This window comes from Pseudomonas sp. B14(2017) (assembly GCF_002113255.1).
GTDB lineage: Bacteria > Pseudomonadota > Gammaproteobacteria > Pseudomonadales > Pseudomonadaceae > Aquipseudomonas > Aquipseudomonas putida_Z.
In genome coordinates, this window is sequence record NZ_NEJY01000032.1 from 1 (window position 1) to 23194 (window position 23194).

Genomic DNA, 23194 nt, shown 5'->3' on the forward strand with positions numbered 1-23194 from the left:
GATGGGGCCTCAGCGCTTGACGGGCATCCATGCCCGTCACCTCCCTCCGCAGTCCCTTCGCTCGGCCTCCTGAAGTCGCAATCGGCGGCGCCTGAACTATCGCGCGCTTAGAAGCAAGAGCAAGAGCAAGAGCAAGAGCAAGAGCAAGAGCAAGAGCAATAATTCTGTGTTCTGGGCGCCGTGGCAGGCTCTGCGGCGAACCCCGCGGGCACAGCGCGGTCTGCATAAGCGAAGCGCGGCTTCATACCTTCGCAGGTGGGTTTGCCCCCGCGCTTGTGTCATCATGCTCCGACCGCCGGTGAGTCCTCTTAAAGCCTTCTATGAACAAACCATACGCATTGCTGCTTGCCTTCGCCCTGCTCCAGGGCTGCCAGAGCCTGGCCCCGCAAAAGGCCGAGCCCCCCGTCGCCGAGGCCGGCAAGAGCGAGGCGGAAAAGCCCGTGGTGTATGGCTCGTTCAAGCAGGACACGCTCTATAGCCTGCTGGTGGCAGAACTGGCCGGCCAGCGCAACCGCTTCGACATCGCCCTGGCCAACTACACCGACCAGGCCGCGAAAACCCAGGACCCCGGGGTTTCCGAGCGCGCCTACCGCATTGCCGAATACCTCGGCGCCGACGAACCGGCACTGGACAACGCCCTGGTCTGGGCCCGCAACGACCCGCAGAACCTCGATGCCCAGCGCGCCGCCGCCATCCAGCTGGCCCGTGCCAGCCGCTATGACGACTCCATGGCGTACATGGAAAAGGTCCTGCAGGGCCAGGGCGACACCCATTTCGATTTCCTCGCCCTGTCCGCCGCCGAAACCGACCAGAGCACCCGCGACGGCCTGCTGCAAAGCTTCGAACGCCTGCTGGTGAAGTACCCGGACAACGGCCAACTGGTGTTCGGCAAGGCCCTGCTGCTGAACCAGGACGGCAAGGCCGAAGAAGCCTTGGAACTGCTCGAGTCGCACCCGCCGCAAAACGGCGAAATCGCCCCGATCCTGCTGCGCGCGCGCCTGCTGCAAGCCCTGGACCGCGGCCCGGAGGCCCTGCCACTGCTGCGCGGGGCGATTCGCGACAACCCGGACGACAAGCGCCTGCGTCTGACCTACGCCCGCACCCTGGTCGAACAGGACCGCATCGCCGATGCCAAGGGCGAGTTCCTCAGCCTGGTCCAGCAATACCCCGAGGACGACGAGCTGCGCTATTCGCTGGCCCTGGTGTGCCTGGAGAACAAGGACTGGGATGAAGCCGAGGGCTACCTGCAGGAGCTGATCGAACGCGACAGCAACGTCGACGCCGCGCACCTGAACCTGGGCCGCATCCGCGAGGAGCGCCATGATCCCGCAGGCGCCCTGCGTGAATACGCCCTGGTCGGCCCGGGCCCCGACTACCTGCCGGCGCAACTGCGCCAGGCCGACATCCTGATCGCCAACGGCCGTGGTACCGAAGCCTCACGCCTGCTCGCCGATGCCCGCGAAGCCCAGCCGGACTACGCCATCCAGCTGTTCCTGATCGAATCGGAAAGCTACAGCAACAACAACAAGGACGCCCAGGCCAGCCAGGTGCTGCAGCAAGCCATCCAGCGCTACCCGGACGACCTCAACCTGCTGTACACCCGCGCCATGCTGGCGGAAAAGCGTGACGACCTGCCGCAGATGGAAAAAGACCTGCGCGCCATCATCGCCCGCGAACCGGAAAACGCCATGGCCCTGAACGCCCTCGGCTACACCCTGGCCGACCGCACCACCCGCTACAGCGAAGCCAAGGCGCTGATCGACAAGGCCCACCAGCTGACCCCGGACGATCCGGCGGTGCTCGACAGCCTGGGTTGGGTCAATTACCGCCTGGGCAACCTCGACGAGGCTGAAACCTACCTGCGCAAGGCCTTTGCCAGCTTCCCCGACCACGAAGTGGCCGCCCACCTGGGCGAAGTGCTATGGGCCAACGGCAAGCGCCGCGAAGCCCGCCAGGTCTGGGCCAAGGGCTTCGAAGCCCAGGCCGACAGCCCCATCCTGCGCAAGACCATCCTGCGCCTGACCGGATCCGAGACTCTCTAACGCCATGTTCCTGCGCCATTGCATTACCTTCACCCTGATCGCCCTGCTGGCCGGCTGTGCCGGCTTCGGTAGCCGCGAGGCCCTGCAGGGCCACGGCGACCCGCAGCAGTGGCGCGCCCATAAAGAGCAGCTGAGCAGCCTCGATGGCTGGCAGATCAACGGCAAGGTCGGCATCCGTGCCCCGCGCGACTCCGGCAGCGGCACGCTGTTCTGGCTGCAACGCCAGGACTACTACGACATTCGCCTGGCCGGCCCGCTGGGCCGTGGCGCCGCACGCCTGACCGGCCGCCCCGGCGGCGTAGTACTGGAAGTGGCCAACCAGGGCCGCTACGAGGCCCCCAGCCCCGAAGCGCTGCTGGAAGAACAGCTGGGCTGGCAGTTGCCGGTCTCGCACCTGGTCTGGTGGGTACGCGGCCTGCCCGCCCCCGACAGCAAGAGCAAGCTGACCCTGGACGGCGACAGCCGCCTGGCCAGCCTCGACCAGGATGGCTGGCAGGTGCAGTACCTGAGCTACACCGAGCAGAACGGCTACTGGCTGCCCGAGCGCCTGAAGCTGCACGGCAAGGACCTCGACGTAACCCTGGTGGTCAAGGACTGGCAGCCGCGCCAGCTGGGGCACTGATACATGCAAACCCTAACCCTGCCCGCCCCGGCCAAGCTCAACCTGTGGCTGCACATCATCGGCCGCCGCGCGGACGGCTATCACGAGCTGGAAACCGTGTTCCAGTTTCTCGATCACGGCGACGAACTGAGCTTCGCCGTGCGTGACGACGGTGTGATCCGCCTTCATACCGAGATCGAGGCGGTGCCGCACGACAGCAACCTGATCGTGCGTGCCGCGCGCAAGCTGCAGGAACAATCCGGCACTACTTTGGGCGCCGACATCTGGCTGAGCAAGGTGCTGCCCATGGGCGGCGGCATCGGCGGTGGCAGCTCGGATGCCGCCACTACCCTGTTGGCGCTCGCCCACCTGTGGCAACTGGACTGGGACGAAGACCGCCTGGCCGCCCTGGGCCTGAGCCTGGGCGCCGACGTACCGGTATTCGTGCGCGGCCACGCGGCGTTCGCCCAGGGCGTGGGTGAACAACTGACCCCGGTCGACCCGCAAGAGCCGTGGTATGTCGTGCTGGTGCCGCAAGTGTCTGTCAGCACAGTAGAAATTTTTTCACATCCACAGTTGACACGTGATTCACTCCCCCTTAAGATGCGCCCCGTTCCCGAGGGAAACAGTCGAAATGACTGCCAACCGGTGGTAGAGCAGAGTTACCCGGAAGTTCGCAATGCGTTGAATTCACTGGGTAAATTCACTGAGGCTCGACTGACCGGTACTGGAAGTTGTGTGTTTGGGGCCTTCCCAAGCAAAGCCGAAGCTGATAAAGTTCTGGCCCTTCTTTCAGCGACCCAAACAGGGTTTGTGGCGAAAGGAAGCAACGTTTCGATGTTGCATCGCAAGCTGCAAAGTCTGGTCAAGAAGTCGAGCGCATAGCGTTCGCAGCAACAGATACAGGGGCGTCGCCAAGCGGTAAGGCAGCAGGTTTTGATCCTGCCATGCGTTGGTTCGAATCCAGCCGCCCCTGCCATTTTCCTTATACTCATCCAGGTTACCCTCAGCCTTCAGGTACTGCGCGTGTCCAAGATGATGGTCTTTACGGGGAATGCCAACCCCGATCTGGCTCGGCGTGTCGTACGTCAGCTGCATATCCCTCTCGGTGACGTCTCTGTCGGTAAGTTCTCCGACGGCGAGATCAGCACTGAGATCAATGAAAATGTCCGCGGTAAAGACGTCTTCATTATTCAGCCGACCTGTGCCCCGACCAACGATAACCTGATGGAACTGGTAGTGATGGCCGACGCCTTCCGCCGCTCCTCAGCATCCCGAATCACCGCCGTGATTCCTTACTTCGGATACGCCCGCCAGGACCGCCGTCCGCGTTCGGCACGTGTAGCCATCAGCGCCAAAGTCGTCGCTGACATGCTCACTGTCGTAGGTATCGACCGTGTACTCACCGTCGACCTGCACGCTGACCAGATCCAGGGTTTCTTCGATATCCCGGTCGACAACATCTACGGCTCGCCCGTACTGGTCGACGATATCGAGGACCAGCGTTTCGAGAACCTGATGATCGTCTCCCCGGACATCGGTGGTGTCGTGCGCGCACGTGCCGTCGCCAAGTCCCTGGGCGTCGACCTGGGTATCATCGACAAGCGCCGCGAGAAGGCTAACCACTCCGAGGTGATGCACATCATCGGCGACGTCGAAGGGCGCACCTGCATCCTGGTAGACGACATGGTCGACACCGCCGGCACCCTGTGCCACGCGGCCAAAGCCCTGAAAGAACACGGCGCTGCCAAGGTTTACGCCTACTGCACGCACCCTGTCCTGTCGGGCCGCGCGATCGAGAACATCGAGAAGTCGGTACTGGACGAGCTGGTGGTGACCAACACCGTTCCGCTGTCCGCCGCTGCTCAAGCCTGTGACCGTATCCGCCAGTTGGATATCGCACCGGTTGTCGCTGAAGCGGTCCGCCGCATCAGCAACGAAGAATCGATCAGCGCGATGTTCCGCTAAGCGGAACACACGCTGACGAAAAGCGCCCCGCCCCAACACTGGTTGTTGGGGCGGGGCTTTTTTGCCATCCCCGTTGGCGCTGGTCGCAAACGCCCTCGGGGGGCTATTTTGGAGAAACAAAATGACCGAATTCACTCTGAACGCCCAAGCGCGTACTGACCTGGGGAAAGGTGCGAGCCGCCGCCTGCGTCACTCCGCGAACATCCCAGCCGTTGTCTATGGTGGTAACCAGGACGCCCAGTCCCTGACCATCCTGGCCAAGGAAATCACCAAGCTGTTCGAAAACGAGGCTGCCTTCAGCCACGTTCTGGAACTGAACGTCGACGGCGCCAAGCAAAACGTCGTGGTCAAGGCTCTGCAGCGCCACCCGGCCAAAGGTTTCATCATGCACGCCGACTTCGTTCGCGTCGTTGCTGGCCAGAAACTGACCGCCAAGGTACCGGTTCACTTCATCAACGAAGAAGCCCCGGTCAAGAAAGGCGGCGAGATCTCCCACGTAGAAGCCGAGATCGAAGTTTCCTGCGAAGCCAAAGACCTGCCTGAGTTCATCGAAGTCGACCTGGCCAACGCTGAAATCGGCACCATCATCCACCTGTCGGACCTGAAAGCTCCGAAAGGCGTAGAGTTCGTAGCTCTGGCCCACGGTGATGACAAAGCTGTTGCCAACGTTCACGCTCCACGCGTTGCTCCAGAAGCAGAAGGCGCTGCCGAGTAATCCACTCGCACGCCGGCGTTGATCGGGTTACAGTGCCGCGCGCCCTGTAACCCACCAACTCCAAGGAAGAGCCCCTGACGTGACCGCCATCCAGTTGATCGTCGGCCTGGGTAACCCCGGCCCCGAATACGAACAGACCCGGCATAACGCAGGGGCTCTTTTCGTTGAACGCATTGCCAGCGCCCAGCGCGTCTCGTTGACCGCTGACCGCAAATATTTCGGCCTGACGGCTAAGTTCAGCCATCAGGGCAACGACGTTCGTCTGCTCATCCCCACCACCTACATGAACCGTAGCGGCCAGTCCGTGGCGGCCTTGGCCAATTTCTTCCGCATCAAGCCGGAAGCGATCCTGGTGGCGCATGACGAACTCGACCTGCCCCCGGGCGTCGCCAAGCTCAAGCGCGGCGGTGGCCATGGTGGGCACAACGGCCTGCGCGACATCATCGCGCAGCTCGGCAACCAGAACGACTTCCACCGCCTGCGGCTTGGCATCGGCCACCCGGGCGACGCCAAACTGGTCTCCAACTTCGTCCTGGGCCGCGCGCCGCGCGCCGAGCAGGAGAAGCTCGACGCCAGCATCGATTTTGCCCTCGGCGTGCTGCCGGACGTGCTTGCCGGCGACTTCGCCAAGGCGATGCGCGAGCTGCACAGCCAGAAGGCCTGATTTCCTTTAGAGAGGGGAATACCCATGGGTTTCAATTGCGGCATCGTCGGCCTGCCCAACGTCGGCAAGTCCACCCTGTTCAACGCCCTGACCAAGTCTGGCATCGCGGCGGAGAACTTCCCCTTCTGCACCATCGAGCCTAACAGCGGCATCGTGCCGATGCCCGATGCGCGCTTGAATGCCTTGGCTGAGATCGTCAAGCCAAACCGCATCCTGCCGACCACCATGGAGTTCGTCGACATCGCCGGCCTGGTGGCTGGTGCCTCGAAGGGCGAAGGCCTGGGCAACAAGTTCCTCGCCAACATCCGCGAGACCGACGCCATTGCCCACGTGGTGCGCTGCTTCGAAGACGAGAACGTGATCCACGTTTCCAACAGCGTCGACCCCAAGCGTGACATCGAGATCATCGACCTCGAGCTGATCTTCGCCGACCTCGACAGCTGCGAGAAGCAACTGCAGAAGGTTGCCCGCAACGCCAAGGGCGGCGACAAGGAAGCCCTGGCGCAGAAGGCCATCCTCGAACAGCTGATCCCGCACTTCACCGAAGGCAAGCCTGCGCGCAGCCTGATGAAGAACATGAGCGCCGAAGACAAGGCGGTTATCCGCGGCTTCCACCTGCTGACCAGCAAGCCGGTCATGTACATCGCCAACGTGGCCGAAGACGGCTTCGACAACAACCCGCACCTGGACGTGGTCAAGGCCATCGCCGAGGAAGAAGGCGCGGTAGTGGTGCCGGTGTGCAACAAGATCGAAGCGGAAATCGCCGAGCTGGAAGACGGTGAAGAGAAGGACATGTTCCTCGAGGCCCTGGGCCTGGAAGAACCTGGCCTGAACCGCGTTATCCGCGCCGGTTACGAGCTGCTGAACCTGCAGACCTACTTCACTGCCGGCGTGCAGGAAGTACGTGCCTGGACCGTACGCGTCGGTGCCACTGCACCACAAGCCGCTGGCGTGATCCACACCGACTTCGAAAAAGGCTTCATCCGCGCTGAAGTTGTGGCCTATGACGACTTCATCCAGTTCAAGGGTGAGAGCGGTGCCAAGGAAGCCGGTAAATGGCGTTTGGAAGGCAAGGACTACATCGTCAAGGACGGTGACGTGATGCACTTCCGCTTCAACGTCTAAGCGCCAGACTGCAGTACCCACGAACCCCTTGAGGCCAACGCCTCAAGGGGTTTTGTTTTTTCTGGCATTTGGCATCTGGCAAGCGGCACCCTCCCCCTGTGGGAGCGGCTTTAGCCGCGAAGAATCCAACGCGGTGCATGGCACCGGCTGCGCCGGTGTTCGCGGGCATGCCCGCTCCCACAGGTACCGCGCATTTTCTGGACCTCGCATCAAAGCGAAAGGGCCGCAGAGCGGCCCCGGAATTCAGCATCTAAGCTGTGATTCAGCACCCTCCCCTGGACGCACGCCCCATGCCTGAAAAACCCCGCCTCGACTGGCAACGATGGTTACCTGGCCTGGTCACCCTGCTCCACTACCAACCCGCCTGGCTGCCCAAAGACATCGCCGCCGGCCTGGTGCTCACCACCATGCTGGTGCCGGTGGGCATCGCCTATGCCGAAGCGTCTGGCGTACCCGGCATCTACGGGCTGTACGCCACCATCATCCCGCTGCTGGCCTATGCCCTGTTCGGCCCCAGCCGCATCCTGGTGCTGGGCCCGGACTCGGCACTGGCCGCGCCGATCCTGGCGGTGGTGGTGCAGTACGCCGCCAGCGACCCGCAACGGGCAATCGCCATCGCCAGCATGATGGCCCTGGTGGCCGGGGCGTTCTGCGTGATCGCCGGTCTGCTGCGCCTGGGCTTCATCACAGAGTTGCTGTCCAAGCCGATCCGCTATGGCTACATGAACGGCATCGCCCTCACGGTGCTGATCAGCCAGTTGCCCAAACTGTTCGGCCTGTCGGTCGACAGCCAGGGCCCGCTGCGGGATACCTGGAACCTGATCCAGGCCTTGCTCACCGGCGAAGGCCATTGGCCAAGCTTCGTGGTCGGTGGCGGTAGCCTGGCGCTGATCCTGCTGCTCAAGCCGTTCAAGCGCCTGCCGGGCATTCTCATTGCGGTGGTGCTGGCCACGCTGGCGGTGAGCCTGCTGGGGCTCGACCAGCAAGGCGTGAAAGTGCTCGGCGAACTGCCCCAGGGGCTGCCCAGCTTCGTGTTCCCCTGGGTCAGCGATATCGACCTGGTGGAGGTGCTGCTCGGCGGCATCGCGGTGGCACTGGTGTCGTTCGCCGATACCAGCGTGCTGTCACGTTCCTACGCCGCGCGCATGAAGACCCCGGTCAACCCCAACCAGGAAATGTTCGGCCTGGGCGTGGCCAACCTGGCCTCGGGGCTGTTCCAGGGCATCCCCATCAGCAGCAGTTCGTCACGCACCCCCGTGGCCGAAGCGGCCGGCTCGCAGACCCAGCTCACCGGCATCATCGGCGCGCTGGCGGTGACGCTGTTGCTGCTGGTGGCGCCCAACCTGATGCAACACCTGCCCAACAGCGCCCTGGCGGCGGTGGTGATTGCCGCAGCGTTGGGCCTGTTCGAGTTTGCCGACCTCAAGCGCATCTTCCGCATGCAGCAATGGGAGTTCTGGCTGTCGTTCACCTGCTTCGTCGGCGTAGCGGTATTCGGAGCCATTCCTGGCATCTGCATTGCCGTGGCGATATCGGTGATCGAGTTCCTGTGGGACGGCTGGCGGCCGCATCATGCGGTGCTGGGACGGGTGGATGGCACCCGCGGTTACCATGATGTGCAGCGTTATCCACAGGCCCGACGCATTCCGGGGCTGGTGCTGCTGCGTTGGGATGCCCCGCTGTTCTTTGCCAATGCCGAGCAGTTCCAGAGCACGGTGATGGCGGCGGTGGATGCATCGCCTACCCCGGTACAACGGCTGGTGATTGCGGCAGAGCCGGTGACCAGCATCGATATCACCTCGGCGGACATGCTGGCCGAACTGGACCGGGCGCTGGAGGCGCGGGGGGTGGAGTTGCAGTTTGCCGAGATGAAGGACCCGGTAAAGGACAAGATGCGGCAGTTCGAGTTGTTCGAGCATATGGGGGAGTCGGCGTTTCATCCCACTGTTGGGGCAGCGGTGGATGCCTACCTGGAAGAGAGTGGGGTTGACTGGAAGCCCTAGGTTTTCCTGGGCTGGCCTCTTCGCGGGCATGCCCGCTCCCACAGGGACCGCACAAACCTCAAGGTTGTCGCTGTACCTGTGGGAGCGGGCGTGCCCGCGAAGAGGCCAGTACAGAAGAACTAAGCAGACCGAACCCGCCGCCGATCAATCCATATGAGCATGGCACTGGCATACACCGACACCGCCAGAAACAGCGCCATGCGCACGGCAAAGGCGCGGTACACATCCTGCCCGCCCGCGCTGTCCTGCACCGACTGCCCCAGCAAGATCAGCATGGTCGTCAGGCAACTCACCCAGTACGCCGGGCTTTGCCTGGTATCCACCGCACGGTAGAGCCTGCGCCCCTGCCAAAGGACGAACAGCAGCACCCACAGGAAAAACATCCACAGGTGCACGAACAGGCTCAACGCGCCCCACGTCAGTATCGCCAGCAACCCGGCAAGCAAGGTCGAGCCGATCAACTCGCGGCTGGCATGCCGCGCGCGGGTCTCGCCGGCCTGCTGCCCCAGGCTCACTGCCTTCATGATCAGCGGCATGTACTGGTCCGGTGCGATCAGCGCCAGCAAGAAGGCCGGCATGACGATCAGCGTGGCACGCAAGGCGACCCAGCTCACCTGGTCACTGTCGAGCAGAGGCGGTGCCGGTTGCGCCGGCGCATCGGCCGGCTCTGGAAACAGCACATGCGCTGCCGCGGTACCCAGCACCGCCAGCAGCATGCCTTTGGCCAGCGCTTCGACCACCGACAGCGCCAGGCTGAAGTCGCTGGTGCCGGCGGCAGCGATCATGGTCAGGCCGATCACCAGCAAATTGGCCAGCAGGCCGTTGCCGCCCTTCAGCGCATAACGCAAGGTCAGGAATACCCCCACCCCCACCAGCAACACCCCACTCATCGGGGCATGGCGCAGCAGCGGAATCAGCAGCAGCCCGCTGCCGCAGGCAAGCAGCACCAGCACCGCCAGGGCCGGCGCCGCACGCAGGGGCAAGGGCTGGCTGCGCATGGCCAGCAACAACACCGCGAACACCGGCGCCAGGATCGGCACCGGCAAGCCGATGCCGAAACTCACCGCCAGGCACAGCGCCACGCCCCAGGCCAGGCGCAGGGCGCGCAGGCGGCGCAGCTCAATAGGCATACGACAGCCAGCTCATCAGCCACATGAACAGCCGGCCCAGCAGGTTCAGAGGGTTGCCCTCGGTTGGCAGGGCCATGACTTCGGCCTGGCCGCCGACCCGCAAACCGCTCTTGTCCTGCAACTGGTCACGCTCCAGTTCGACGATCACCGGGAAACGCTGCGCCGAGCGCAGCCACTCGCGGCTGTTCTGCACGGTCGGCAACGTGCCCGGCGGGTTGCTCTGGCCCACGCTCACGCCGTAGCCGATGCTGCGAATGCGCCCCTTCAACACCGTGCCGGGCAGCGCATCGAGCACTACCAGCACCGGGGTTTCTGGGCGCAGCCGACCGAGGTTGTTCTCGGTCATGTCGGCACTTATCCACACGTCATGGATGGCGATCAGGGTCATCATCGGGCTGCCGGCGCCGACATAGTGGCCAACGTCGGTGCGCAGGTCGGTGATCAGCCCGTCTGCATCGGCGCGTACCACGGTGCGCGCCAGGTCCAGCCGGGCTTTTTCCACATTGGCCGCCGCGCTGCGCAGTTGGGCGTTGTCGTCCTGCGCCCCGCCCTGCTGCTCACGGGCCCGCTCCACTTCGGCACGGGCTGCCGCAACCTGGCTGATGGCCTGATCGCGGTTGGCCTGGGCGCCCTCCAGGCGGCGCACCGATACCGTGCCCGGGTCTTCATCGATCAGGCGCTTGAGCCGCTCGGCGTCCTGCCGCGCCTTGCGCTCGTTGGCCTGGGCCGCCAACAGCGCCGCCTGGGCCGAGTCGATGCCAGCGGTGTGGGCACCGATCTGCCGGCGTACCGTGTCCAGGTCGGCTTCGGCGCGGGCCAGGGCGATGCGGTACTGTTCCTGGTCCAGTTCGAACAGCACATCGCCCTTGCGTACTTCCTGGTTGTTGCCCACCGCCACACGCTTCACCTGCCCGGCCACCTCGGCACTCACCGGCACCACGTAGGCCTGCAGGCGGGCCTGCTGGGTATAGGGCGTGAAACGGTCGGCCAGCAGGTACCACAGCAGGCTCACGGCAATCAGCAGCAGCACCCAGCGCATGCCGCGATCGGGGGCTGGCGGGGGTGGCGTCGGCGTAGCGTCGCTCATTTCGTTTCACCTTGTGCATGTGCGCTGGGGGCTGGCTCGTCGAGCAGTTCGCCCCAATCTGTGCGTTGCTGCATCTGCTGGCGGGTGGCCGGGTCGATCGGTGCGCGGCTGGCGTCCCAGCCGCCGCCCAGGGCCTTGTACAACGTCACCAGGCTGCTGACGGCATTGCCGCGGCTGACCAGGTAGCCGTCCTGTTGCTGCAGCAGCAGTTGCTGGGCGTCGAGCACGCGCTGGAAGTCGGCAAAGCCTTCGCGGTACTGCGAGCTGGCCAGGCTCAGCGAGCGCTGCGCGGCCTGCGAGGCCTGGTCGCGGATGCTTGCGCTCTGCAGCGAGCGCACCAGCCCGCTGGCGGCATCGTCGGCCTCGCGGGCGGCTTCGCGCACGCCTTGGTGATACAGCTCGATCAGCTGCTGCAAGCGGGCATCTTCCACGCGCACGGCGTTCTTGCGCCGGCCGTAGTCGAACGGGTTCCAGATCAGGCTGGGCCCGGCGGCGATGTCGAAGGTATCGGGCAGGTGATTGGCCGTGACGAAGCTCCAGCCGATGCTGCCCAGCAGGCTCAGCTGTGGATAAAGGTCGGCCTCGGCCACCCCGACCAGCGCCGACTGCGCCGCCACCGCCTGCTCGGCGGCGCGGATGTCCGGGCGACGCTGCAGCAGGCTGGCGGGCACGCCCTGCAGCACGGCACGGTCCGGCAATGGCAGCTGGCCGTGGCCGGCATCCAGCTGTGGCAGCGGCCCGGGCGGCCGGCCCAGCAGCGAGCACAGCACATTGCGCAGGGCATTGAGCTGGTTCTGAAACTCGGGGATGGTGGCCTGGGTAGCCAGGTACTGGGTGCGCGCCTGTTGCCAGTCGAGTTCGTCGTTTTCGCCATGACGGAACAGCCGCTCGGTTATCTCCAGGCTGCGCGCCTGCCGGCGGGCGTTTTCTTCGGCGATATCCAGCCGCGCCTCGGTGGTGCGCAGGGCAAAGTAGGTGTCGGCCACCTGCGCACGCAACAGCAGCATGGCATCGGCGTAATTGGCCTGGGAGGCGAAGTAGACGGCGTCGGCGCTTTCGATGGCGCGGCTGAAGCGCCCCCAGAAGTCGATTTCCCAGCCGATGTCGAAGCCCGCGCTGGATTGCCAGAACACCGAGTCACGCGCGGTGGCAGTGCCGGACTGGTCCTGCTTGAGGTACAGGCTCTGGGCGCGCAGCTGCTGCAGCTGTGGATAACGCCCGGTCTGCACGATGGCCAACTGGGCGCGGGCTTCGGCGATGCGCAAGCCGGCCACGCGCAGGTTGCTGTTGTTGGCATCGGCCTCGGCGATCAAGGCATCCAGGGCCGGGTCGGCGAACACGGCCCACCACTGGCGCAGGTCGGGCGCCGCGGCCTTCTGCCCGGCTTGCTCCAGCAGCGGGGTGTTCCAGGTGCTCAGCCACGGGTCCTGCGGCGGCTGGAAATCCGGGCCGACCTGGGTACAGCCCACCAACATGGCAGCCAGGCTCAGTGCACAACCACAGAGGCGTCCGGGCATGGCAGGCCTTGGCTCACGCCGACGGCTCGACGGGGTTTTCCGGCACCTGCAGCGCCACCCATTGCCAGAACAGTACATAAGTGACGCCCAGGATCACCGGGCCGATGAACAGGCCGATGATGCCCTTGACCACCATGCCGCCCAGTGCCCCGATCAGCACCACCGGCATCGGCACATCCACCCCGCGCCCCAGCAGCAGCGGCTTGAGCACGTTGTCGGCAAGCCCGGCGACGAAGCTGTAGATGGCGAAGATGATGGTCGCCACGGTAAAGCCTTCGACGTTGAAGATGTAGATGATCACCGGCACCGTGATCAACGTGGCCGGTGCCTGGGCAATCCCCAGCATGAGGATGACGATGGCCAGCATCCCGGCCCCCGGTACCCCTTTGATGACGAAGCCGACACCGATCAGCAGCATCTGGATGAAGGCAATGCCGATCACGCCCTGGGCCACCGCACGAATGGTGGCGGTGCACAGCTTGGCCAGTGGCTTGCCGCGCTCCTCGCCCGACACCCGCATGGCTATGCGCTGCGCCGCGATTTCGCCGCGGTCACCGAACGCCATGATGATGCCCGAGACGATGATCGCCGCGATGAACAACAGGAACGCGCCGCCTGCGCTGGCTGCAGCCCCCAGCACCGTGCGCCCGGCATCCTTGAGCTGGGGCATCCACTGGTTCAGCACACCGGCCATGTTTTCCGAGGCTGCCAGCCACAGGGCATGCACCTTCGGCCCGATCAGCGGCCAGGCCGCCACCGAATCGGGAGGCGCCGGCACGCTCCAGGCACCGCTTTTCAGCAACGTCACCAGGCTGTCCACCGACTCGCCGATGGACATCACCACCAGGTAGATCGGCACCAGCAGCACGACCAGTACCAGCAGAACGACCAGCGTCGCCGAAAGCCCGTCCTTGAGCCCTGTGCGGCGCTGGATGCGGCAATACAACGGGTACAAGGTCACCGCCAGGATCACCGACCACAGCATCAGCTCCAGGAACGGCTGGAACGTCTGGAAGGCGAATATCACCAGGGCAGCCACCAGGCCGGCCTTGATGAGCACATCGAGCAAGCCCCGCGACAGGCGGCTGTCCAGCTTGATACCCGGTTGCATGCTTCACCTCCGAACTCTACGCGCGCCATGTGGCGCGATTCAGTGGCCCGCTTCAGGGGTTGCCTGTGTGGGGCTGTCGTCACGCAACTGCCGCGCCAGGGCCATCATTACCAACGGCACTACCGCCATCGACAAGGTGATGGCCAGCACCAGCAGGTCATGCACCTGCTGCACCAGCACCTGATGGTCCAGCGCCAGCTTGAACACCACGAAGGCAAACTCGCCGCCAGAGGCCAGCACCACGCCCAGGCACAGCGCCTGGGCCTGGTTCAGCCCACCCACCGTGCGGCCCAGGCCATACAGCAGCGGCAACTTGATGACCACCAGCAGCAGGGTCAGCCCCAGCACCATTAACGGCATGCCGAACAGCAGGCGCAGGTCGGCGCTCATCCCCACGCCAACGAAGAACAGCCCCAGCAGCAAACCCTTGATGGGCTCGATCTGGGTTTCCAGTTCGTGGCGGAAAGGCGACTCGGCCATCAACACGCCCGCCAGAAATGCCCCCAGCGCCATCGACACGCCCACGTGCTCCATCACCCAGGCGGTGCCCAGCACCACCAGCAAGGCGGTAGCGGTCGACAGCTCGGGCAGGCCCGAACCGACTGTCCATTTGAAGACAGGGGTCAACAGGTAGCGGCCAAAGATGATCAGCACACCTATGCCAACCACCACCGCCAGCACCGGCCAGGCACCTTCGTCGGCGGTGCTGACATCACCACCGAGCAGCGGCACCACGGCAATCAGCGGGATCGCGGCAATGTCCTGGAACAGCAGGATCGCCACGGCCAGGCGGCCGTGCGGCTTGCCCAGGTCCTTGCGCTCGGCCAGTACCTGCAGGCCAAACGCGGTGGACGACAGCGCCAGGCCCAGGCCCAGCACGATGGCAGCCGGCTTCGACTGGCCGAACAGCCAGTACGCCAGCAGGCCAAGCACCACAGCGCTCAGGCCCACTTGTAGCGAGCCGACGCCAAACAGCGCCCGGCGCATGCTCCACAAACGCCGCGGCGACAGCTCCAGGCCGATGACGAACAGCAGCATCACCACACCCATCTCCGACAGGCGTGCCACGTTATCCGGGTTGTTCAGCAAGCCAAATACCGATGGCCCTATCAGGATGCCCGCCAGCAGATAGCCGGGCACCGCCCCCATTTTCAAACGCTGCGCCAGCGGTACCAGAAGCACCACGGCCAACAGGAACACCACCGTCGCCTGCAACAGGCTGCCATCATGTGGCATAGGCTCGCACCCTCGCTGCTCCCCGTGGGGAGAGATCAGAAACGCTCTTCGACGACTTTGAACGGGTAGTTGACGGCCTTGTATTTGCCGATCTTGCCGCGCTTGGGCAACTTCACCAGCCCGTCGCGGGTAATGTCCTTGTAGGGGATGCGCGTCAGCAGATGGCTGATGATGTTCAGCCGGGCACGGCGCTTGTCGTTGGAATGGGCCATGAACCACGGTGCCCAGGACGAATCGGAGGCGGCGAACATGTCGTCGCGGGCCCGGGTGTATTCATCCCAGCGGGTGTACGACTTGAGGTCCATCGGCGACAGCTTCCACAGCTTGCGGCCATCGTTGATGCGGTCCTGCAGGCGGCGGGTCTGCTCTTCGGCGCTGACCTCCAGCCAGTACTTGATGAGGATGATCCCCGACTCGACCATCATCTTTTCGAACAGCGGCACCACGGTGAGAAACTTGCTGCTCTGTTCTTCGCTGCAAAAGCCCATCACCCGCTCGACACCGGCGCGGTTGTACCAGCTGCGGTCGAAGATCACTACCTCGCCCGCGGCAGGCAGGTGGCCCAGGTAGCGTTGCACATACATCTGGGTCTTTTCCCGCTCGGTCGGTGCCGGCAGCGCCACCACGCGGAATACTCGCGGGCTGACGCGCTCGGTAATGGCCTTGATGGTACCGCCCTTGCCGGCGCCATCGCGGCCCTCGAAGACAATGCACACCTTCAGGCCCTTGGCCACCACCCATTCCTGCAGCTTCACCAGTTCCACATGCAGCTGCTTGAGTGCCTTCTCGTACGCCTTGCCGCCCAGTTTTTCCGGCTGGTCCTTGGTGTCTTTTTTCCTGGACGACTTCGACATGGCACTCTCCTGAGGGCGAATGAAGAGTCAGTATGGTCGATCCATGGCAGTTTGCCGCTTCGCTTGTGGATTTCGCAGGCTTGCTTCTATCTCATTGATTCTGCAGGTGCTGGTGAGTGTTCCGGGGAGGGTGTGGGAGCGGATTTACCCGCGAATGCGTCATTGAAGCTACCGACGCATTCGCGGGTGAACCCGCTCCCACAGGGTATGGGGTGCCTTCGAGGCCGGATTACTTGGCCAGTTTGTTGTAGCTGGTCATCAGGTTGCGGTAATCCGGAATATGGTTGGAGAACAGGGTCCCCAGCCCTTCGATGTCGTTGCGCCAGTCACGGTGCAGTTCGCAGGCCACGCCGAACCAGGTCATCAGTTGCGCCCCGGCGGCCTCCATGCGCCGCCAGGCCGAGTCACGGGTCAGTTCGTTGAAGGTGCCGGAGGCATCGGTGACAACAAATACCTCGAAGCCCTCCTCCAGCGCCGACAGTGCCGGGAAGGCCACGCACACTTCGGTCACCACGCCGGCAATCAGCAACTGCTTCTTGCCGGTGGCCTTGACGGCCTTGACGAAGTCCTCGTTGTCCCAGGCGTTGATGTTGCCAGGCCGGGCGATGTACGGGGCGTCGGGGAACTGCTCTTTCAGTTCGGGCACCAGCGGGCCGTTGGGGCCGGTCTCGAAACTGGTGGTGAGAATGGTCGGCAGCTTGAAGTACTTGGCCAGGTCCGACAGAGCCAGGACGTTGTTCTTGAAGCGGTCGGGGTCGATGTCCCTTACCAGCGAGAGCAGGCCGGTCTGGTGGTCGACCAGCAGCACGGCGGCGTTGTTCTTGTCCAGACGCTTGTATTGGAAGGCCATGACGGTTCTCCTTGCTTCAGCGGGTTGGAATATCAGCGTAGGCAAGGATGCGGGATGGGTGGGACCGTCAGTCGGTTCGCCTGCCGAGGCCGGCGATGGGGCCGCATGGCGGCCCCTGCAATGCTCAGCCGAGCACCTTGCCAGCCACCTCATCGACCGCCGCCCTGGTGATGGCGACGATCTTTTCGGCATCCTCCTGGTTCAGCACCAACGGCGGCGCAAAACCGAGAATGTCACCATGCGGCATGGCCCGGGCGATCATCCCGCGCTCAAGGCACGCTGCCGACACCTGTGGCCCGACTTTCAACGCCGGGTCGAACGCCGTGCGCGCCTCGCGATCGGCCATGAATTCGACCGCGCAAAGCATGCCGTCACCCCGTACTTCACCTACCAGCGGGTGGCCTTCGAAGGTTTCGCGCATGCGCCGGTTCAGGTATGCCCCCACCACTTCGGCATTCTCGGTCAGGTTCTCGCGCTCGAGAATATCCAGGTTGGCCAGCGCCGCCGCCGCGCAGATCGGGTGCCCGGAGTAGGTCCAGCCGTGGCCCATCGGGCCGGCCTTCTGCGAGCCCTCTTCGATCACGTTCCACACCTTCTCACCAACGATCACTGCCGACAGCGGCGCATAGGCGCTGGTCAGGCCCTTGGCCGTGGTAATCAGGTCCGGGCGGATGTCGTAGCGCTGGCTGCCCATCTTCGAGCCCAGGCGGCCGAAGGCGCACACCACTTCGTCGGCGATCAGCAGCACGTCGTAGCGATCGAGCACGGCCTGGATCGCCTTCCAGTAGCCCTTGGGCGGCACGATGATGCCACCGGTGCCCATCAGCGGCTCGCCAATGAACGCGGCGACGGTGTCGGGCCCTTCGGCCAGGATCAGTTGCTCCAGCTCGTCGGCGCAATAGCGCACGAAGGCCTGCTCATCCATGCCGGCCGGTGCCTTGCGGTACCAGTGCGGGCAGACCGTATGCTTGACGCCTTCCACCGGCAGGTCGAAATGCTGGTGGAAGCTGGGCAGGCCGGTAAGGCTGCCGGTCATGATGCCCGAGCCATGATAGCCGCGGTCGCGAGAGATGATCTTCTTCTTGAGTGGGCGACCGAGGATGTTGTTGTAGTAGCGCACCAGCTTGACCTGGGTCTCGTTGGCATCGGACCCCGACAGGCCGTAATAGACCTTTTTCATCCCGGCCGGCGCCCAGTCGATGATGCGGCTGGAAAGCTCGATGATCGCCTCGGTCGAGTGGCCGACGTAGGTGTGGTAATACGCCAGCTCCTTGGCCTGGCGATGGATGGCGTCAGCGACCTCGGTACGCCCGTAACCGATGTTCACGCAGTACAGGCCGGCGAAGGCATCGATCAGTTCGCGGCCTTCATGGTCACGCAGGCGGATGCCCTCGGCACCGGTGATGATCCGGCCTTTGAGCGCGCCGCTGGCGTGGTCATGGGCGTGGGTCGAGGGGTGCATGAAGTGGGCGCGGTCCTGTTCGAACAGCTGGCTGAAATCTTGGCTCATGGCAAACACTCCTTAGAACTGACCGTGGTGGTGCAAGCAAACGTATTTGGTTTCGACGAAGGGTTCGAAGCCCTCGCTGCCGCCTTCGCGGCCCAGGCCCGAGGCCTTCATGCCGCCGAACGGGATGGGGTGGCCGGTGAACTTGACGCCGTTGATCGCCACCATCGCGTGGTCGAGCCGGCGCACCAGCGGGTGCACGACATCGAGGCGGTTGCCGACGATGTAGGCAGCCAGGCCGTACTCGGTGTCATTGGCCATGGTGATGGCCTGCTCCAGCGTGTCGAACGGCATGACCCCGGCAATCGGCGCGAAGTTTTCTTCCTGGTAGATGCGCATCGCCGGCGTGACATCGGCGAGCACCGTCGGCTGGAAGAACCAGCCACCCAGCGCATGGCCCTCGCCACCGACCAGGCGCCGGGCGCCACGCTGCCGGGCATCCTCGACCCGGGCCTGGGTGGCATCGAAGGCGGCCTGGTGCATCAACGGGCCGACCTCTGCGGCCGTCTCCTCGCCATCGACCATCGCCGGGCCAACCTTCAGCGCCCGCACCGCTTCGGCGAAACGCGCCAGGAATGCTTCGTACAACGGCCGCTGCACCATGATCCGGTTGGCCGCGCAGCAGTCCTGGCCAGACGTCTGGAACTTGGCGGCCACGGCCACCCGCACGGCCAACTCCAGGTCGGCATCGGCGCAGACGATGAACGGCGCGTTGCCGCCCAGCTCCAGCGCCACTTTCTTCACATCCTGAGCCGCGGCTTGCAGCACCAGCTTGCCGACCCGGGTCGAGCCGGTGAAGCTGACCGCCCGCACGCGGCTGTCGCGCACCAGGGTTTCCATGGCCATCTGCGGTTCGCCGATCACCACGTTGAACACCCCCGGCGGGAAGCCGGCGTCCTCTGCCAGCTGGGCCAGGGCCAGCGCCGAGAACGGTGTTTCGTGGGCCGGCTTGACCACCACCGTGCAGCCGGCCGCCAACGCCGCAGCCGCCTTGCGGGTGATCATGGCGCTGGGAAAGTTCCACGGGGTGAGCAGCGCGCAGACCCCGACGGGCTCTTTCAGCGTACTCAGCTGGGCACCCGGAATATGGCTGGGGATGGTCTGCCCGTTGAGGCGCCGGGCCTCCTCGGCAAACCAGGGGATGAAGCTTGCCGCATAGGCGATTTCACCGCGTGCTTCGGCCAGCGGCTTGCCCTGCTCCTCGCTGAGAATGCGCGCCAGAGCCTCCTGGTGCTCGAGCATCAATTCGGCCCAGCGCCGCAACAGCGCAGCGCGGCTGTCCAGGCTCTGCTGGCGCCAGGCCGGGAAAGCCCGCTGGGCGGCATCCACCGCGGCGACGATCTGCTCATGGTCGAGCAGCGGCACATGGCCGATGACCTGGCGGTTGGCCGGGTCATGCACGGCGACGCTGTTGCCACTGTGGCTGTGCAGCCATTGGCCATCGACGTGGCACAGGCTGTTGAATGGGTAGTGGTGTGACATGACTGTTCTCCATACCTCGTTGTCGTGGCGCCAGGTTCAGGCCAGTACGTCGGCGATCACCGCCAGGGTGTCGCCGCACTGCACCAGGCCGGGAAAGTGCCGGGCTGCGAGCAAGCCATTGCGTCGGGCGCGGTACTCGACCGGGGCGCTGCCGGTGCGGCGGATGTCATGGATACGGGCGATCACCTCGCCCTGGCTGACCGTTTCACCCAGGTCGCGGCACATCTCCAGCAATCCGTCGTGCTCGCTGGCGATGAAGCAATCGCCATCGGGCATGTCCAGCAGGGTTGTCTCGCCCGGCTCCACTTCGCCGGCGAGGATGCCGGCGTGAATCAGCACATTGCGCACGCCGCGCTCCGCCAGGGCCACGCTTTTCGCCGTGGAGGTGCCACCACCGCCCAGTTCGGTGGTGATGAACACCTTGCCCTGCTCTTCTGCCGCGGTGTCGTACATCGCCTGCGCATCCAGCTCGAGCATGCGCATGCTGTAGGGCGCGGCGAAGGCCTGCATGCCGGCTTCACAACGGGCCTGCTGGGCCTTGTCGGGCAGCACATGGCATGCAGCGAACGGCAGGAAGTCGAGGGTGCGACCACCGGAGTGGATGTCCAGGACGATATCGGCCAACGGCAGCAAGGTGCGGCGGAAATAGTCGGCGATCTTTTCCGTCACGCTGCCATCAGGCCGGCCAGGGAAGCTGCGGTTGAGGTTGCCCCGGTCGATCGGCGAGGTGCGGGTGCCCGCCTGGAACGCCGGTGTGTTCATGAACGGCACGATGATCACCCGCCCGTTTACCTGCCCGGCCTGCAGCTGCTGGGCCAGCTTGCTCAGCGCCACCGGACCTTCGTATTCGTCACCGTGATTGCCACCCGTGAGCAAGGCTGTCGGGCCATTGCCGTTCCTGACCACCGTCAGCGGAATCATCACCGCCCCCCAGGCCGAGTCGTCACGCGAGTACGGCAGCTTGAGGAAGCCGTGCTGCACGCCGTCCTGCTCGAAATCCAAGGTACAGGTGATGGGGTTGGCCACCGTGGCGGCGGCCTGTGCGATTGCATTCATGAGTCAGTCCTTCACGAACAGCTGGCGCGGCACGTTGCACAGGGTCTCGACCCCGGTCTCGGTGATGAGGATGCTTTCGGTGATCTCCAGGCCCCAGTCATCCATCCACAGCCCCGGCATGAAGTGGAAGGTCATGCCCGGTTGCAGCACGCTGGTGTCGCTCGGGCGCAGGCTCATGGTGCGCTCGCCCCAATCTGGCGGGTAGCTGATACCGATCGGGTAACCACAGCGGCTGTCCTTGTGGATGCCGAACTTCTCCAGCACGCGGAAGAACGCCCTGGCGATGTCACCGGTGGTGTTGCCTGGCCGCGCGGCATCGAGGCCGGCCGCGATACCTTCGACCACCGCCTTTTCGCCATCGAGAAAGTGTTGCGGCGGCTTGCCCAGGTACACGGTGCGCGACAGCGGGCAGTGGTAGCGCTTGTAGCAGCCGGCAATCTCGAAGAACGTGCCGGCGCCGCGGGTGAACGGTGAATCGTCCCAGGTAAGGTGCGGCGCGCTGGCATCAGCGCCAGTCGGCAACAACGGCACGATGGCCGGGTAGTCGCCGCCATGGCCATCGACACCGAGGATGCCGCTGCGGTAGATCTCGGCCACCAGCTCGTTCTTGCGCATGCCGGGCTCGATGCGTTCGAGGATGCACCCGTGCATCTGTTCGACGATGCGCGCGGCGATACGCATGTATTCGATTTCCTGCGGCGACTTGACCGCCCGCTGCCAGTTGACCAGCCCGGCGGCATCGCTGAAACGCGCCTGTGGCAGATGCTTGCACAGCGCCTGGTAGGCCGCCGCGCTGAAGTAGTAGTTGTCCATCTCCACGCCGATGCTCAGGCCGCCCCAGCCCTTGGCCAGAATCACCTCCTGGCACAGGTAGTCCATCGGGTGGCGCTCGCGTGACTGCACATAGATGTCCGGGTAGCCGACGATGTTGTCGTGCTGCATGAACACCGTGCGCCTTGCGCCGTTGGCGTCCTGGCCGCGGCCAAACCAGACCGGCTCGCCATCGAGCGCCAGCAGCACGCACTGGTGTACGTAGAACGACCAGCCGTCATAGCCGGTGAGCCAGGCCATGTTAGATGGATCGGTAACCAGCAAAAGCTCCAGGCCCTGTGCCTGCATGGCAGCGCGGGTCTTGGCCAGGCGCTGGGCGTACTCCTGCCGGCTGAACGGCAGGTTGACCACTGTCTGTGACATACGGATGCCCTTCTTGTGAGTGGGTTGTGAAAACTGTCAGCTGTGAAACGCCAGGCCTTTGTGGGCGGCGATTGCGCGTTCGAAGGCAAGGTTGGCGATGGCGGTGTCCTGGGCCCCGGTGCCGGTCAGGTCGCACAGGGTGACCTCTTCGGCCTGTACACGGCCCGGGTGCAGGCCGGCGATGATCTGGCCCAGCTCGGAATGAACGGCCTGCTCGCTGACCGCGCCAGCGCGCAAGGCGTGGTGCAGTTCGCCCAGCACGCGGGTCTGGCTCAGGCGGTCGGCAACATAACGGTCGAGCCGGGCCAGGGCCGTGGGCGCGATCTCGTTCTTGTGCTCGGCGTCCGAGCCCATGGCAGTGATGTGCAGCCCCGGTTGCAGGTGATGCGGCTGGATCAGCGGCTCGCGGCTGGGGGTGCAGGTGATGGCGATATCGACCGCCTGCATGGCCTGGTCGACACTGTCGCAGGCCTGTACCTGCAGTTGCCCATCACGCCCCAGGTCATCACATAACGCTGCGGTTCTCTGCGCATCACGCCCCCACACCTTGACCTGCTCGATCGGCCGCACCAGGCGCAGTGCCTGCAGCTGCAGGCGTGCCTGTTCGCCACTGCCGATCAAGGCCACGCTGCGGCTGTCCTGCCGCGACAGCCAGCGTGCAGCTACCGCACCGGCTGCAGCGGTGCGCACGGCGGTGAGGTAGCCATTGTCGAGGAGCAAGGCATCGAGCAGGCCAGTGCGGGCCGACAGCAGCATCATCATGCCGTTGAGGCTGGGCAGGCCAAGCTTGGGGTTGTCGAAAAAGCCCGGGCTGACCTTGATCGCGAAACGCTCCAGCCCAGGCAGGTAGGCGGTTTTCACGTCCACCTCGCCGTTGTGCTCGGGCACATCCAGACGCAGGATCGGCGGCATCGCCACCTTGGCCGTGGCAAGCAGGGCAAAGGCCTGCTCGATGGCATCGATCGCGTTGCGGTCGAGGGTGATGCAGCTACGCAGGTCGGCTTCGCTGAGCAAGGTGATGGCCGGCATTCGAATACCTCCAGTGAAGGAAA

The 23194-nt window shown here is 64.7% G+C and carries 20 protein-coding genes and 1 tRNA gene; 9 read left to right on the plus strand and 12 right to left on the minus strand.

Annotation, left to right across the window (positions count from 1 at the left end; all coding sequences use genetic code 11):
• Window positions 1-320: 320 nt before the first annotated feature.
• The 9 genes from CAG34_RS25960 to CAG34_RS26005 all read left to right on the plus strand — a co-directional run bounded on the left by CAG34_RS25960 (window position 321) and on the right by CAG34_RS26005 (window position 9118).
• On the plus strand, window positions 321-2042 hold the full coding sequence (locus tag CAG34_RS25960) for a tetratricopeptide repeat protein (RefSeq protein WP_085593245.1): 1722 nt from the start codon (window positions 321-323) through the stop codon (window positions 2040-2042).
• 4 nt (window positions 2043-2046) lie between these two features.
• Window positions 2047-2664 carry a lipoprotein insertase outer membrane protein LolB gene (gene lolB, locus CAG34_RS25965; RefSeq protein WP_046616010.1) on the plus strand — a complete coding sequence of 206 codons (618 nt, stop codon included), beginning with the start codon at window positions 2047-2049 and terminating at the stop codon, window positions 2662-2664.
• 3 nt (window positions 2665-2667) lie between these two features.
• A complete protein-coding gene (ispE, locus tag CAG34_RS25970; protein WP_085593247.1) occupies window positions 2668-3528 on the plus strand; it encodes a 4-(cytidine 5'-diphospho)-2-C-methyl-D-erythritol kinase in 861 nt (286 codons plus the stop codon).
• A gap of 19 nt (window positions 3529-3547) precedes the next feature.
• A tRNA-Gln gene (locus tag CAG34_RS25975) sits at window positions 3548-3622 on the plus strand.
• A 47-nt stretch (window positions 3623-3669) separates the two neighbouring features.
• Complete coding sequence (locus CAG34_RS25980; protein WP_003247410.1) at window positions 3670-4611, plus strand: ribose-phosphate pyrophosphokinase; 942 nt, start codon at window positions 3670-3672, stop codon at window positions 4609-4611.
• 121 nt (window positions 4612-4732) lie between these two features.
• Complete coding sequence (locus CAG34_RS25985; RefSeq protein ID WP_013970896.1) at window positions 4733-5326, plus strand: 50S ribosomal protein L25/general stress protein Ctc; 594 nt, start codon at window positions 4733-4735, stop codon at window positions 5324-5326.
• A gap of 79 nt (window positions 5327-5405) precedes the next feature.
• Window positions 5406-5990 carry an aminoacyl-tRNA hydrolase gene (pth, locus tag CAG34_RS25990; RefSeq protein ID WP_008099045.1) on the plus strand — a complete coding sequence of 195 codons (585 nt, stop codon included), beginning with the start codon at window positions 5406-5408 and terminating at the stop codon, window positions 5988-5990.
• A 24-nt stretch (window positions 5991-6014) separates the two neighbouring features.
• Window positions 6015-7115, plus strand: a complete 1101-nt coding sequence (ychF, locus tag CAG34_RS25995) for a redox-regulated ATPase YchF (RefSeq protein ID WP_013970895.1) — start codon at window positions 6015-6017, stop codon at window positions 7113-7115.
• 290 nt (window positions 7116-7405) lie between these two features.
• The gene (locus CAG34_RS26005; protein ID WP_085593251.1) at window positions 7406-9118 is read left to right on the plus strand and encodes a SulP family inorganic anion transporter; all 1713 of its coding nucleotides are present in this window, start codon (window positions 7406-7408) and stop codon (window positions 9116-9118) included.
• Between the two features lie 119 nt (window positions 9119-9237).
• Here the strand turns inward: CAG34_RS26005 and CAG34_RS26010 are convergent, their stop codons facing one another.
• The 12 genes from CAG34_RS26010 to eutC all read right to left on the minus strand — a co-directional run bounded on the left by CAG34_RS26010 (window position 9238) and on the right by eutC (window position 23171).
• Window positions 9238-10248, minus strand: a complete 1011-nt coding sequence (locus tag CAG34_RS26010) for a DUF2955 domain-containing protein (protein WP_085593253.1) — start codon at window positions 10246-10248, stop codon at window positions 9238-9240.
• The gene (locus CAG34_RS26015; RefSeq protein WP_085593255.1) at window positions 10238-11335 is read right to left on the minus strand and encodes an HlyD family secretion protein; all 1098 of its coding nucleotides are present in this window, start codon (window positions 11333-11335) and stop codon (window positions 10238-10240) included. The genes CAG34_RS26010 and CAG34_RS26015 overlap by 11 nt, the downstream gene beginning before the upstream one ends.
• Window positions 11332-12852: an efflux transporter outer membrane subunit gene (locus tag CAG34_RS26020; protein WP_085593257.1), complete on the minus strand. Its 1521-nt coding sequence runs from the start codon at window positions 12850-12852 to the stop codon at window positions 11332-11334. The genes CAG34_RS26015 and CAG34_RS26020 overlap by 4 nt, the downstream gene beginning before the upstream one ends.
• 13 nt (window positions 12853-12865) lie before the next feature.
• Entirely contained in the window at window positions 12866-13963 is a 1098-nt protein-coding gene (locus CAG34_RS26025) for an AI-2E family transporter (RefSeq protein WP_025337674.1), read from the minus strand.
• A gap of 39 nt (window positions 13964-14002) precedes the next feature.
• Entirely contained in the window at window positions 14003-15199 is a 1197-nt protein-coding gene (locus tag CAG34_RS26030) for a monovalent cation:proton antiporter-2 (CPA2) family protein (protein ID WP_085593260.1), read from the minus strand.
• Between the two features lie 35 nt (window positions 15200-15234).
• Window positions 15235-16053: a polyphosphate kinase 2 gene (ppk2, locus tag CAG34_RS26035; RefSeq protein ID WP_085593262.1), complete on the minus strand. Its 819-nt coding sequence runs from the start codon at window positions 16051-16053 to the stop codon at window positions 15235-15237.
• Between the two features lie 229 nt (window positions 16054-16282).
• Window positions 16283-16903 carry an isochorismate family cysteine hydrolase YcaC gene (gene ycaC / locus CAG34_RS26040; protein ID WP_010951959.1) on the minus strand — a complete coding sequence of 207 codons (621 nt, stop codon included), beginning with the start codon at window positions 16901-16903 and terminating at the stop codon, window positions 16283-16285.
• Between the two features lie 124 nt (window positions 16904-17027).
• The gene (locus CAG34_RS26045; protein WP_075043744.1) at window positions 17028-18413 is read right to left on the minus strand and encodes an aspartate aminotransferase family protein; all 1386 of its coding nucleotides are present in this window, start codon (window positions 18411-18413) and stop codon (window positions 17028-17030) included.
• 12 nt (window positions 18414-18425) lie between these two features.
• Window positions 18426-19892, minus strand: coding sequence for an NAD-dependent succinate-semialdehyde dehydrogenase (locus tag CAG34_RS26050; protein ID WP_085593264.1), 1467 nt, complete (start codon window positions 19890-19892; stop codon window positions 18426-18428).
• A 36-nt stretch (window positions 19893-19928) separates the two neighbouring features.
• Window positions 19929-20948 carry a N(2)-acetyl-L-2,4-diaminobutanoate deacetylase DoeB gene (gene doeB / locus CAG34_RS26055; RefSeq protein WP_085593266.1) on the minus strand — a complete coding sequence of 340 codons (1020 nt, stop codon included), beginning with the start codon at window positions 20946-20948 and terminating at the stop codon, window positions 19929-19931.
• Between the two features lie 3 nt (window positions 20949-20951).
• Window positions 20952-22142 (minus strand): ectoine hydrolase DoeA, encoded by a 1191-nt coding sequence (gene doeA / locus CAG34_RS26060; RefSeq protein WP_025337668.1) that lies wholly within the window; start codon window positions 22140-22142, stop codon window positions 20952-20954.
• A gap of 36 nt (window positions 22143-22178) precedes the next feature.
• A complete protein-coding gene (eutC, locus tag CAG34_RS26065; RefSeq protein ID WP_025337667.1) occupies window positions 22179-23171 on the minus strand; it encodes an ectoine utilization protein EutC in 993 nt (330 codons plus the stop codon).
• Between the last annotated feature and the right edge of the window lie 23 nt (window positions 23172-23194).